The 13,323-nt window shown below is 69.1% G+C and carries 9 protein-coding genes; 8 read left to right on the top strand and 1 reads right to left on the bottom strand.

Translation table 11 applies throughout. From position 1 onward, the window contains the following. The 4 genes from JKG67_RS01800 to JKG67_RS01785 all read left to right on the top strand — a co-directional run bounded on the left by JKG67_RS01800 (position 1) and on the right by JKG67_RS01785 (position 6,542). Positions 1-2,166: a SecDF P1 head subdomain-containing protein gene (locus JKG67_RS01800; protein ID WP_203335534.1), complete on the top strand. Its 2,166-nt coding sequence runs from the start codon at positions 1-3 to the stop codon at positions 2,164-2,166. Continuing rightward, positions 2,163-2,711, top strand: a complete 549-nt coding sequence (locus JKG67_RS01795; RefSeq protein WP_203335533.1) for an adenine phosphoribosyltransferase — start codon at positions 2,163-2,165, stop codon at positions 2,709-2,711. The genes JKG67_RS01800 and JKG67_RS01795 overlap by 4 nt, the downstream gene beginning before the upstream one ends. A gap of 30 nt (positions 2,712-2,741) precedes the next feature. Next, positions 2,742-4,175 (top strand): glyceraldehyde-3-phosphate dehydrogenase, encoded by a 1,434-nt coding sequence (locus tag JKG67_RS01790; RefSeq protein ID WP_307816376.1) that lies wholly within the window; start codon positions 2,742-2,744, stop codon positions 4,173-4,175. A 63-nt stretch (positions 4,176-4,238) separates the two neighbouring features. Continuing rightward, complete coding sequence (locus tag JKG67_RS01785; RefSeq protein WP_203335532.1) at positions 4,239-6,542, top strand: RelA/SpoT family protein; 2,304 nt, start codon at positions 4,239-4,241, stop codon at positions 6,540-6,542. A gap of 36 nt (positions 6,543-6,578) precedes the next feature. Here the strand turns inward: JKG67_RS01785 and JKG67_RS01780 are convergent, their stop codons facing one another. Further along, positions 6,579-7,814, bottom strand: a complete 1,236-nt coding sequence (locus JKG67_RS01780) for a DUF349 domain-containing protein (protein WP_238997779.1) — start codon at positions 7,812-7,814, stop codon at positions 6,579-6,581. Positions 7,815-7,906: 92 nt separating this feature from the next. On the opposite strand from JKG67_RS01780, the gene JKG67_RS01775 reads away from it, so the two are divergent. The 4 genes from JKG67_RS01775 (at position 7,907) to JKG67_RS01760 (ending at position 13,312) form a co-directional block, all read left to right on the top strand. Beyond that, on the top strand, positions 7,907-8,617 hold the full coding sequence (locus JKG67_RS01775; protein WP_203335531.1) for an MBL fold metallo-hydrolase: 711 nt from the start codon (positions 7,907-7,909) through the stop codon (positions 8,615-8,617). A gap of 1 nt (position 8,618) precedes the next feature. Then, positions 8,619-9,974 (top strand): histidine--tRNA ligase, encoded by a 1,356-nt coding sequence (hisS, locus tag JKG67_RS01770; RefSeq protein ID WP_203335530.1) that lies wholly within the window; start codon positions 8,619-8,621, stop codon positions 9,972-9,974. Continuing rightward, the gene (aspS, locus tag JKG67_RS01765; protein WP_203335529.1) at positions 9,971-11,734 is read left to right on the top strand and encodes an aspartate--tRNA ligase; all 1,764 of its coding nucleotides are present in this window, start codon (positions 9,971-9,973) and stop codon (positions 11,732-11,734) included. The genes hisS and aspS overlap by 4 nt, the downstream gene beginning before the upstream one ends. A gap of 153 nt (positions 11,735-11,887) precedes the next feature. Further along, positions 11,888-13,312: a replication-associated recombination protein A gene (locus JKG67_RS01760; RefSeq protein WP_307816375.1), complete on the top strand. Its 1,425-nt coding sequence runs from the start codon at positions 11,888-11,890 to the stop codon at positions 13,310-13,312. Positions 13,313-13,323: the final 11 nt, after the last annotated feature.

The raw sequence follows: 13,323 nt of genomic DNA, 5'->3' as shown, positions 1-13,323 counted from the left end.
GTGCTGCCCCGGACGGGTGCTGCCCGCACCCTTGTCGCTGCCCTCCTGCTGATCGCGGTGGGCTACGGCCTCGTCGCGCTCGTCGACGACCGGACGCCCCTGACCGGCCCCGCATTCTCAGCCGGCACCGAGGTCACCCTCACCCTGGAGGAGCCGGCCACCCGCGCAGAACTACGCGACCTCAGCGATGTCATCGCCGGACGGACGATTGCTGCCGAACTGCCGGGCGCTCAGGTCCGCTACGTCGAGCCGGACCAGATCGTTGTCACCCACCCGGGGGGGCCGCGTCCCGGCGTCGAGGTTCCCCTGACCCGACCCAACGTGCTGGGGATCCGGGTGGTGGCCCGCTCCGGACCGGCGGCCGCACCGGCCGCCGACGAGGCTGATGACGAGGCCGATGACGCGGACGCCGACGACCCGGACGCTGGCGACGCGGACATCGAGTACGGCGACCCGCTGATCTGGTCGGTCAGTCCCGATGCTGACTCACTCACCGCCTTCGGGCAGTACACCTGCACCCAGCCCGACCTGCGCGACCCGGGGCCGGTCAACCAGCCCCTGCTCGCCTGCGACGACTTCGGCCAGAAGTTCCTCCTCTCCCCGGTGGTGGTCGCCGGCGAGAACCTCTCCTCGGCCCGGGCGGTGCTGCCCACCGGCAGCCGCGAGTGGACGGTGCGGCTGCGCTTCGACCGTGAAGGCAGTCGCCAGTTCTCCGAGATGTCGCAGGTCCTGGCCGGCGGCCAACGTCAGTTCGCCATCGTGCTCGACGACCACGTCGTCTCGGCGCCGCGGATGAGCACCGCCGTCCTCACCGGCGAAGCGCACATCACCGGCGCCTTCACCGAGGAGTCGGCCAAGGCCTTGGCCCAGACCATCGACGCCGGACAGGTGCCGGTCACCTTCTCCGACGACGTCGGCGTCGAGGCCGTCGCCGCGGGGACCGGCCTGCGCGCAGCCACATTCACCGGTGGTGCCTTCGTGCTGCTGGTGCTGCTCGGCAGCGCCCTGATCGCCCGACGCTTCGGCACCGTCGCACTGGTGCTGCCGCTCGCCTTCCTGGCCGGGCTGGCCGCCCTGTACCCGCTCGTGGTGTTCCTCGGCGTCGGCGTCTCGTTCGTGACCGCGCCGGCCACCCTGGTGCCGCTTGCCGGCGCCCTGCTGGTCGGTCAACTCCTCGGCATCGGCCTGATCGCCGAACTCTCCCGCAGTGTGGCCACCGGCCAGTCGGCGACCGGCGCACTGCCTCGGGTGGTGGCGCCGCATCGTCGTACCACCGGGTTGGCGTTGTGGGTGCCGATCGTGATCGGCGGCATCTTTGTCGCCACCCTGAGCGGCACCCTGCGCGACGCCGGACTCGCCCTGGTCGCGGGGTTCACGGTCGCACTGTTCGTCCACCTCACCCTCACCTGCACCGCGCTGACCATCCTGACCGGGCGCCTCACCGCGCGAGCCTGCCCAGCCGAGCAGCAGTGGGGCCGGCGGCCGCGGCTGATGGTGATCGGCGCCCTGCTGCTGGTCGCCGTGATCGGTGCGGCTCTGCGCCGTCCCGAGGCAGCCGCGGACCTCGGCTTCGGCGGGGAGACCTCCCACACCCGTCTGCTGGTGGGCCTGGCGCTGGCGGTGCTGCTGGTGGTGGGCTGGGTCGCCTACCGCAGCACCGGCCCGAAGCGTCCCGCGCTCTTCACGGCCACAGTGGCCGCCGATCTGGTGGTCGTCGCCGGGCTGCTCGGCCTGGTCGGGCTCCCGTCCAGCCAGACCACCACCGCGGCCTGGCTGACGGTGCTGGCACTCTCCGTGTCGGCCAAACTGATCCCGCACGCTGCCCGGCAGGTGGCCCTGGTCGCCGGGGGAGTGGCCGTCGCCGGCACTGGTGCGGTGGCCGCTGCCCTCGGCACCGGCAGCGACCTGTGGCACGGCTGCGTAGTGCTGCTCCTGGGGTTGCTGATGATCACGCTGACCTCTCCGCTGGTGGCCCCAGCCCTGCCGCGCGCCACCGCCGAGCGGACCGAGCCCGGCGGCACCCGCACGCGCACCCGGAAGCCCCGCAAGTCTGACCCGGTCCCCGTGCCGGTGAAGGGCAGCAAGGCTCCCGTCAAGACCAGCGGTGCGGCCAAACGGCAGCAGCCGACCCGCCAGCCCCGATCCAAGCGCGGCGGCGGCCGGTGACGCGGCTCGAGAGGGCCCGCCGGGCCGTCGACAGTCTCGTCCTCGATGTCCCCGATCACCCCCAACGTGGTGTGGTCTTCAAGGACATCACCCCGCTGCTGGCCCGCCCCGAGGGTCTGACCGCAGTCATCGACGCGATGGCCGACGCCGGTCGTGACTCCGACGACGTCCCGACGGTCGACGCCGTCGTCGGCATCGATGCTCGCGGATTCATCCTCGGCGCCCCCGTGGCGATGGCCCTGGGGGTCGGGTTCATCCCGGTCCGCAAGGCGGGCAAGCTGCCGCGCGCCACCCATCAGGTCTCCTACGCCCTGGAGTACGGCGAGGCCACCCTGGCCATCCACCAGGACGCACTGACTGCCGGACAACGCGTCCTCATCGTCGACGACGTGCTGGCCACCGGCGGCACCGCGGCCGCGGCACGTCAGCTCGTCACGGCCTGCGGCGCCCTGCCGCATGCCCTGGCCGTCATCCTCGAGATCGGGTTCCTGCCGGGTCGTGCCGCCATCGGCGACCTTCGGCTGAGCTCGATCGCCACTGTGTGACCCGCACCGAACCGAGAGAAGGATCCAGCAGTGACCGTTGACCACTTCGCCGATTGGAAGCAGCGCGAGGCGCTCGCCGAAGCGATGATCCCGATGATCGGACAGCTCTACCGTGAGCGCGACGTGACGATCCTCGTGCACAGCCGATCGCTGGTGAACAAGTCGGTGATCAGCATCCTCAAGACCCACAAGTACGTGCGCCAGATCGAAACCCGCGGTCTGACGATCGAGGAGACCTTCCCGATCCTGACGGTGCTGAGCACTCTGGACCTCGGGCCGTCCCGGATCGACATCGGCAAACTGGCGATCGCCTACGCCGAGGACGACCAGGGCCTCACCCTGGAGGAGTTCACCCGGGCTGCGGTCGCCGGAGCCACGGGTGATCAGAAGCTGCAGCGCAACGGCCACACCGACGTGGTGCTCTACGGTTTCGGGCGCATCGGCCGGCTGCTGGCGCGACTTCTGGTGGAGAAGTCCGGATCCGGCAACGGTCTGCGACTGCGGGCCGTGGTGGTCCGCAAGAGCGCCGGTGAGGACCTCAAGAAGCGCGCCTCGCTGCTGCGCCGCGACTCGATCCACGGACAGTTCAACGGCTCGATCTCGATCGACGAGGAACGCAACGTCATCGTCGCCAACGGCGTCGAGATCCAGGTCATCTACAGCAACGACCCGGCCGAGGTCGACTACACCGAGTACGGCATCAACGACGCCATCCTGATCGACAACACCGGCATCTGGCGCGACCGTGACGGCCTGTCGAACCACCTGCGTCCGGGAATCTCGAAGGTGGTGCTCACCGCGCCCGGCAAGGGCGACGTCCCCAACATCGTCCACGGCGTCAACCACGGCACCATCGACCCCGCCGAGACGGTGATCTCCTGCGCCTCCTGCACCACCAACGCCATCGTGCCGCCGATCAAGGCCATCGACGACGAGTACGGCATCGCTTCCGGCCACGTGGAGACCGTCCACTCCTACACCAATGACCAGAACCTGCTGGACAACTACCACAAGGGCGACCGGCGAGGCCGCTCCGCACCGCTGAACATGGTGCTCACCGAGACCGGCGCCGCGTCCGCGATCAAGAAGGCGCTGCCCAGCCTCGAAGCGCACATCTCCGGGTCGTCGATCCGGGTGCCCACCCCGGACGTGTCGATGGCCATCCTCAACCTCCAGCTCGACCAGGAGACCAGCAAGGAGGAGCTCAACGCGCACCTGCGCGACGTGTCGCTGCACTCGGACCTGAAGCGGCAGATCGACTTCACCACCTCCAACGACGCGGTCTCCACCGACTTCGTGGGCTCCCGGCACGCCTCCATCGTGGACGCCAACGCGACGATCGTGAACGGCAAGAACGCCATCGTCTACCTCTGGTACGACAACGAGTTCGGCTACTCCTGCCAGGTGGTGCGCGTGGTCCAGCACATTTCCGGCGTCGAGTACCCGCTCTTCCCGACGCTCTGAACCACCTCCGTCGGGCAGGTGACCATCCTCACCTGCCCGACGGCGACCGCATAGACTCACCCCATGGCTGAGGAACGCACCGTCGTACCTTCGCCGGCGGATGCGGCCCCGGAGTCGACCGGACCCCCGTCGGCCAGGCGGATGCGCGCCCGGCTGGCCCGGATGGGGACCCGCAGCCAGACGGGCAACCCCGTGCTGGAGCCCCTGTTCCGCGCTGTGCGGGCCAACCACCCCAAGGCCGACCTTGCGCTGCTGGAGCGTGCCTACCTGACCGCCGAGCGGATGCACGGCGATCAGACCCGCAAGAGCGGTGACCCCTACATCACCCACCCGCTCGCGGTCACCACCATCCTGGCCGACATCGGCATGACCGAACCCACCCTGGTCGCCGCCCTGCTGCACGACACCGTCGAGGACACGCCGTACACGCTGGAGCAGTTGACCGCCGACTTCGGTGACGAGGTGGCGGCCCTCGTCGACGGTGTCACCAAACTGGACAAGGTCAACTACGGGGACTCCGCCCAGGCCGAGACCATCCGCAAGATGATCGTGGCGATGGCGCGCGACATCCGGGTGCTGGTCATCAAGCTCGCCGACCGGCTGCACAACATGCGCACCCTGCGCTACGTGAAGCAGGAGACCCAGGAGCGGAAGGCGCGCGAGACCCTCGACATCTACGCCCCGTTGGCGCACCGCCTGGGCATGAACACGATCAAGTGGGAGCTCGAGGACCTCGCGTTCGCCACCCTGCACCCCAAGATGTACGACGAGATCGTCCGGATGGTGGCCGAGCGCGCCCCCAGCCGTGACCAGTTCCTCGCCGAGGTCACCCAACAGGTGGAGAACGACCTCAAGGAGGCCAAGGTCAAGGCCCTGGTCACCGGCCGCCCCAAGCACTACTACTCGATCTACCAGAAGATGATCGTCGGCGGGCGGGAGTTCTCCGACATCTACGACCTGGTCGGCATCCGGGTGCTGGTGGACGAGGACCGGGACTGCTACTCCGTGCTCGGGGTGTTGCACTCACGGTGGAACCCGGTGCTGGGACGGTTCAAGGACTTCGTGGCGATGCCGAAGTTCAACATGTACCAGTCGCTGCACACCACCGTGATCGGCCCCCAGGGCAAGCCGGTCGAGGTGCAGATCCGCACCCGGGCGATGCACCGGCGCGCCGAGTACGGAGTGGCGGCGCACTGGAAGTACAAGGAGGACGGACGGAACGGCGTCGACACCGAACGGCGCGGCGACCTCGACGACATGGCCTGGGTCCGGCAGCTCCTGGACTGGCAGAGCGAGGTCGAGGATCCGGGCGAGTTCCTCGAGTCGCTGCGCTTCGAGATCACCACCGCGCAGGTGTACGTGTTCACCCCCCGAGGAGACGTGATCGCTCTCCCGAGCGAGGCGACGCCGGTCGACTTCGCCTATGCCGTGCACACCGAGGTCGGTCACCACACCATCGGCGCCCGGGTGAACGGTCGGCTGGTGCCCCTCGAATCCAAGCTCGACAGTGGTGACGTGGTCGAGGTGTTCACCTCGAAGTCACCCACCGCCGGCCCGTCCCAGGACTGGCTCGGCTTCGTCCAGTCCCAGCGGGCCCGGTCCAAGATCCGCCAGTGGTTCACCAAAGAGCGGCGCGAAGAGGCCATCGAGCGGGGCAAGGACGCCCTGATCAAGCAGATGCGCAAGGAGGGGCTCCCGCTCAACCGGTTGATGACCCACGAGACGCTGGGGCAGGCGGCCGACCACTTCCACCTCGCCGACGTGTCCGCGCTCTATGCGGCGATCGGGGAGGGGAACCTCTCCGCCCAAGCGGCCGTGCACCGGGTGATGGAGCTGCACGGCGGCTCCGAGGGCGCCGCAGAGGATCTGGCCGAAGCCGTGACCATCACCGGGCGTCGCAGCCGCAGCCCGCAGCCCACCGCCGGCGATTCCGGCGTGCTGGTCAAGGGGGTCGACGACCTCTGGGTCAAGCTGGCCAAGTGCTGCACCCCGGTGCCACCCGATGAGATCCTCGGGTTCGTCACCAAGGGGGGTGGCGTCTCGGTGCACCGCAGCGACTGCACCAACGCCGAGAATCTCCGCACCCAGCCCGAACGTGTCGTCGAGGTCTCCTGGGCGCCCACCGCCCAGTCGACCTATCTGGTCAACATCCAGGTGGAGGCGCTGGACCGTACCCGGCTGCTCTCCGACATCACGATGGCTCTCTCAGACGTGCACGTGAACATCCTCAACGCCTCCCTGACCACCACGCGGGACCGGGTGGCCAAGTCCCGGTTCACCTTCGAGATGGCCGACGCCAAGCATCTGGACACCATCCTCAAGGCGGTACGCAACGTGCCCGGCGTCTTCGACGCCTACCGGGTCTGACCGCGTTCGACGCCTACCGGGTCTGAGCCGGCCCGCTCAACCGAAGTCGGCTGCGGTGCGCTTGGCCATCTCCAGGAACTCACGGCGCGACTCGAGGTCCTTCTCCAGCCGCTTCGCGCGCTTCTCGTCCCCGGCGTCACGTGCCGCGGCGATCTTCTCCTCGATCTCGGCGATGCCGGCCTCGAGCTTGTTGATCATGTCGTCGGCCCGGGCGGACTTCTCCGGATCGCTGTTGCGCCACTGGTCGTCCTCGGCCGAACGAACCGCCTGCTCGACCTTGCGGAACCGCGCCTCCAGCTCCTTGACCCGGTCGCGCGGCACCTTGCCGGCCGCATCCCAGCGTTCGGCCAACTGCCGGAACGCCTGCTTGGCGGCCTCCAGTTCGCCGATGGGCAGCAACGCCTCGAGTTCGAGGATCAGGCCGTCCTTCACCTCGGCGTTGGCAGCGAACTCGGCATCCAGTGCAGAACTGGCCGCGTCGCGCGCCTCGAAGAACGTGTCCTGAGCGCCGCGGAACCGCTTCCACAGCTGGTCGTCCACCTCCTTGGGGGCCGGACCGGCGGCCTTCCATTCGCGCATCAGGTCCCGGAACTGGCCGGCGGTGCGTCCCCAGTCCGTGGAGTCGGCGAGGGCTTCGGCCTCCTTGCAGAGGCGCTCCTTGATCTGCTGGGCAGCTTCACGCTTGACGTTGAGTTCGGCGAAATGCGTCTTGCGCCGCCGCGTGTACGACGTACGCGCGGTCGAGAAGCGGCGCCACAGGGCGTCGTCGGTGGCGCGGTCCAGCCGGGGGAGTTGCTTCCACTGGTCGAGCAGCTCACGCAGCAGGTTGGCGCCGTGACGCCAGTCGTTGCCGGCGGAGATCTTCTCGGCGGCGGCGACCAGTTCCTCCTTGGTGGCCCGGGCCTTCTCCTGCTTGGCGGCACGTTCGGCCTTCCGCACCGCACGTTGCTCCTCGATCACCGGGGCCAGTGCCTCCAGCCGGGCCACCAGGCCATCCAGATCGCCGACCGCATGGGCGTCGACCACCTGGTCGCGCACCGTCGCCACCGACTTCACGGCGTCGTCGGGTGCCAGCACCCCGCTGGTGATCCGTTGTTCGAGCAGTTGGACCTCGAAGGCCAGTGCCTCGTACCGTTCGGTGAAGAATCGGAGGGCTTCTTCCGGCGTACCCTCCGGGTAGGAGCCGACCGAGCGCTCCCCGGTCGATGTACGTACGAAGACGGTGCCGTCGTCAGCCACCCGACCCCAGTCGGATTGCATGTTGCTGCTCATGGTCGCCCATCGTAGTCACACGTCTGGTCGACCTCGGTAGGATCAACCGATCGTCCGCCCACCAGACGCCCACCAGACATTGAGGTGCCCCCGTGTTCATCGCTGGATTCCCCGCCGGACCGTGGGGGACCAACTGCTACGTGGTCGCCACCGAACCGGGGGCCGAGTGCGTGGTGGTCGACCCGGGCAAGGACGCCGCCGACGGTGTCGCTCAGGTCGTCCGCGAGCACAACCTCAAGCCGGTGGCGGTGCTGGTCACCCATGGGCACGTCGACCACATGTGGTGTGTCGCACCGGTGGCCGGCAGCTACGACGCCACCGCCTGGATCCATCCCCGCGACCGGCACCTGCTGAGCAACCCGATGGCCGGCATGTCCGCCGACACGACCCAGATGCTGCTGGGTGGCAACTACGAGTGGGCCGAGCCCGACGACGTCCGCGAGCTCGAGCACGCCCAGGAGCTCGAACTCGCCGGGGTGCGCTTCACCGTGGACCACACTCCGGGCCACACGCCCGGGTCGGTGACCTTCCGCACTCCCTACCCGGAGCAGGACATCTCCGAAGTCATGTTCGCCGGCGACCTGCTGTTCGCGGGTTCCATCGGCCGCACCGACCTGCCCGGCGGCGACCACGCCCAGATGCTGGAGTCGCTGCGGTCCAGCGTGCTCACCCTGCGCGACGACGTGGTGGTGTTGCCCGGTCACGGGGAGCAGACCTCCATCGGCCGCGAACGTGCCACCAACCCCTACCTCCTCGAGCTCCAGCGTGAGCACGAGGTTCCCCGCGTGACCAGAGGACTCTGAGTTGAGCAAACCGCGCCCGCTGAGCGGGTTCCCCGAGTTCCTGCCTGCCGACCGCGTGGTCGAGCAGCAGGTCGTCGCCACCCTCGCCCGGACCTTCGAGTTGCACGGCTTCGCCAACGTCGAGACCAGGGCCGTCGAACCGCTCGACCAGTTGCTGCGCAAGGGCGAGACGTCGAAGGAGGTCTACGTCCTCAAGCGACTGCAGGACCGAGGCGACGGCGACGCAGGGTTGGGTTTGCACTTCGACCTCACCGTGCCGTTCGCGCGCTACGTCCTGGAGAACTCGGGCAAACTCGAGTTCCCGTTCCGCCGCTATCAGATCCAGAAGGTCTGGCGAGGGGAGCGGCCGCAGGAGGGGCGCTTCCGCGAGTTCACCCAGGCAGACATCGACATCGTCGGCCAGGGCGAGTTGAGCTTCCACCACGACGTCGAAGTGGCCCGGGTGATGGTCGAGGCCCTCGCCTCGCTGGAGTTCTTGCCCGGCTTCCGGCTCCAGGTCAACAACCGCAAACTGATCCAAGGGTTCTACGCCGGGCTGGGTGCCGCCGACCCCGACCGGGTGATGCAGCTGATCGACAAGCTGGACAAACTGCCCGCCGATCAGGTCCACAGCATGCTCGTCGCCGACGCCGGCCTGGATGAGAAGCAGGCGGACCAGTGCCTGGCGCTGGCCGGCATCGCGTCAGCCGACGGTTCCTTCGTCGACGAGGTCCGTCGCCTCGGGGTCAGCCACCCGCTGCTCGACGAGGGCCTGGAGGAACTGGCCGCCGTACTGGCCGGCTGCGCACCCTTGACCTCGGATCGGGTCCAGGTGGTGGCGGACCTGAAGATCGCCCGCGGCCTGGACTACTACACCGGCACCGTCTTCGAGACCCGGCTCAGCGGATACGAGACGCTCGGGTCGATCTGCTCCGGCGGCCGCTACGACTCGCTGGCCTCCGACGGCAGGACGACGTACCCCGGCGTCGGGATCTCCTTCGGCGTGAGCCGGGTGCTGGTGCCGCTGGTGGGCAGAGGAGTGCTGACCGGGAGCCGATCGGTGCCCAGCGTGGTGCTGGTGGCACTCACCGATGAGGAGTCCCGACCGGCCGCCGACACGGTCGCCCAACAGTTGCGCCGCTCTGGAGTCCCGGTCGAGGTCGCAGTCTCCGCCCAGAAGTTCGGCAAGCAGATCAGGTACGCCGAACGACGCGGCATCCCGTTCGTCTGGTTCACCACCACCGACGATGCCGGCGCCCTCACGCACGAAGTCAAGGACATCCGAACCGGGGACCAGTCGGCTGCTGATCCGGCCACCTGGACCCCACCCACCGAAGACCTGCGACCGCAGGTCGTCACGAAGGAGCACCCGTCTTGATCCGCACCCATGACGCCGGACGCCTGCGCACCGAGCACGTCGGCCAGACCGTCACCCTCGCCGGATGGGTGGCCCGACGGCGCGATCACGGTGGGGTTGCCTTCCTGGACCTGCGGGAGGCCAGCGGCATCGTCCAGGTGGTGGTCCGCGACGAGGAGGTGGCGCACAGCCTCCGCAACGAGTACTGCCTGAAGGTCACCGGCGAGGTGGTCGCCCGCACCGCAGAGAACCTCAACCCGAACCTCGCCACCGGCGAGGTCGAGGTGGTCGCCCAGGAGCTCGAGGTCCTCTCCGCGAGCGCTCCGCTGCCGTTCCCGATCGACGAGCACGTCGAGGTCGGCGAGGAGGCCCGCCTCAAGCACCGCTACCTGGACCTGCGGCGTCCCGCCCCCGGGCAGGCCCTGCGGCTGCGCAGCCGGGTCAACCAGGCCGCCCGCGCCGTGCTGGACCGGCACGACTTCGTCGAGATCGAGACGCCCACGCTGACCCGCTCCACGCCCGAGGGGGCCCGCGACTTCCTGGTCCCGGCGCGGCTGCAGCCCGGCTCCTGGTACGCGCTGCCACAGTCGCCGCAACTGTTCAAGCAACTGCTGATGGTGGCCGGGATGGAGCGGTACTACCAGATCGCGCGCTGCTACCGCGACGAGGACTTCCGTGCCGACCGGCAGCCTGAGTTCACTCAGCTCGACGTCGAGATGAGCTTCGTCGACCAGGACGACGTGATCGCGCTGGCAGAGGAGATCCTGGTCGCCCTCTGGAAGCTGATCGACGTCGACGTCACCGCGCCGTTCCCGCGGATGACCTATGCCGACGCGATGGCGCGCTACGGCTCGGACAAGCCCGACCTGCGGATGGGTCTGGAGCTCGTCGAGTGCACCGACTTCTTCAAGGAGACACCGTTCCGGGTCTTCCAGGCGCCGTACGTGGGCGCGGTGGTGATGCCCGGCGGCGCGAGCCAGCCGCGTCGGCAGTTGGACGCCTGGCAGGAGTGGGCCAAGCAGCGCGGCGCCAAGGGGCTCGCCTACGTCCTGGTGGGCGAGGACGGCGAACTGGGTGGCCCGGTCGCCAAGAACCTCACCGACGCCGAGCGCGCCGGCCTCGCCGCCCATGTGGGGGCAGCGCCGGGCGACTGCATCTTCTTCGGGGCCGGCCCGGCCAAGACCTCACGCGCCCTGCTCGGCGCTGCTCGGCTGGAGATCGGCCGCCGCACCGGCCTGCTGGACGAGGACGCGTGGAGCTTCCTGTGGGTCCTCGACGCGCCCCTCTTCGAGCCCGCTGACGAGGCCACCGCTGCCGGCGATGTGGCTGTCGGGTCAGGTGCCTGGACCGCCGTACACCACGCGTTCACCAGCCCTCAGGACCTGGACTCCTTCGACACCGATCCGGGCAACTCCCTCGCCTGGGCCTACGACATCGTGTGCAACGGCAACGAGATCGGCGGCGGGTCGATCCGTATCCATCGCGAGGACGTCCAGAAGCGGGTGTTCGAGGTGATGGGGATCAGCGCGGACGAGGCCGAGGAGAAGTTCGGCTTCCTGCTCGAGGCGTTCAAGTACGGCGCCCCGCCGCACGGTGGCATCGCCTTCGGGTGGGACCGGATCGTCTCCCTGCTCGCTGGGGTCGAGTCGATCCGGGACGTGATCGCCTTCCCCAAGTCCGGCGGCGGCTTCGACCCGCTCACCGCTGCTCCGGCGCCGATCACCGCCGCTCAGCGCAAGGAAGCCGGCGTCGACTTCGTCCCCAAGCCCGACCCCTCCTAGCCGAGTTGGGCCCTATCCGCGCCGAGTTGGGCCCCATCCGCATCGAGTTGGGCCCCATCCGCATCGAGTTGGGCCTGGTACGGCGACCAGTCGCCGTACCAGGCCTCCCTGGGCGCCCACGCACCCCCACCGCAGGGCAGATAGCGTGACCTTGTGGATGAGGGGTTGTTCGAGGCGCCGGGTGGACCGGTCGCGGGGTCGGGGTCGCTAAGCGCGACCGCGCACGAATCTGCGCCGTTGGCCGTCCGGATGCGACCTCGCACCCTCGACGAACTCGTCGGGCAGGCACCGTTGAAGGCGGAGGGGTCGCCCCTGCGGATGCTCGTCGAGGGCGAACAACCGTTGTCCCTCCTGCTCTGGGGACCGCCAGGCACCGGAAAGACCACGATCGCCTCCATCGTCTCGAACACGGCCAACCGCCGGTTCGTGGAGGTCTCGGCAGTCGCCGCCGGAGTCAAGGAGGTCCGGGCAGCCATCGAGGCCGCGCGCAGCGACCTGGTGCATCGAGGCACCGAGACCGTCCTCTTCGTCGACGAGATCCACCGCTTCTCCAAAGCCCAGCAGGACGCGCTGCTGCCCGGCGTCGAGAACCGGTGGGTGATCCTGGTGGCCGCGACCACGGAGAACCCCAGTTTCTCAGTGATCTCACCACTACTCTCACGGACGTTGCTGTTGACGCTGTCCTCCCTCACGGATGCCGACATCAGCGCCGTGGTGGACAGAGCGCTCACCGATGAGCGGGGCTTCCAAGGTCGGGTCACGCTGGACGGTGACGCACAACAGCATCTGGTGCGGTTGGCCGGGGGAGACGCACGACGGGCGCTCACCTACCTCGAGGCGGCCGCGGCCACCGTCCTCGCCCGGGAACGGCCCAACTCGACGCGTACGGGGCCCAACTCGACGCGGATAGGGCCCAACTCGGCGGTGATCGATCTGGGGGTGGTTGAGCGGGCGGTGGATGCGGCGGCAGTGCGCTACGACCGGGACGGGGACCAGCACTACGACGTGATCAGTGCCTTCATCAAGTCCATCCGAGGCTCCGACGCCGACGCGGCCCTGCACTACCTCGCCCGGATGATGGAGGCCGGGGAGGACCCTCGGTTCATCGCCCGGCGGCTGATCATCCTGGCCAGCGAGGACATCGGGCTGGCCGATCCCACCGCCCTCACCACGGCAGTGGCCGCCGCCCAGGCCGTCCAACTGATCGGCATGCCGGAGGCCAGGCTCAACCTCGCCCAGGCCACCATCGCGCTCGCAGTCGCACCCAAGTCCAACGCCGTCATCACGGCGATCGACGCGGCTGTGGGCGACGTCCGCCGCGGCTTGATCGGCACCGTGCCCCCGCACCTGCGGGACGCGCACTACCCCGGGGCGGACCGGCTCGGGCACGGCAAGGGCTACCTCTACAGCCACGACGCCCCCTATGGCATCGCCCGCCAGGAGTACGCACCCGAGTCGGTCCGGGAGGCCCGCTACTACCAGCCGACCGCACTGGGCGCCGAAGCTGCCGTCAAGGAGCGGTGGGAGCGGATCCGGAGGCTGATCCGCGGTGAGGACCTGGGCTCCGGCGCAGGATAGGGTGACGCACT

The organism is Nocardioides limicola (assembly GCF_016827675.1).
Lineage (GTDB): Bacteria > Actinomycetota > Actinomycetes > Propionibacteriales > Nocardioidaceae > Nocardioides > Nocardioides limicola.
The sequence above is the reverse complement of the archived record's forward strand: the minus strand, read 5'-3'. Positions and strand labels throughout refer to the sequence as shown.

Excerpts from the sequence above, each read along its gene's own strand:
- JKG67_RS01785 (WP_203335532.1), top strand. The coding sequence starts at position 4,239 with ATGGCTGAGGAACGCACCGTCGTACCTTCGCCGGCGGATGCGGCCCCG.
- JKG67_RS01780 (WP_238997779.1), bottom strand. The coding sequence starts at position 7,814 with ATGAGCAGCAACATGCAATCCGACTGGGGTCGGGTGGCTGACGACGGC.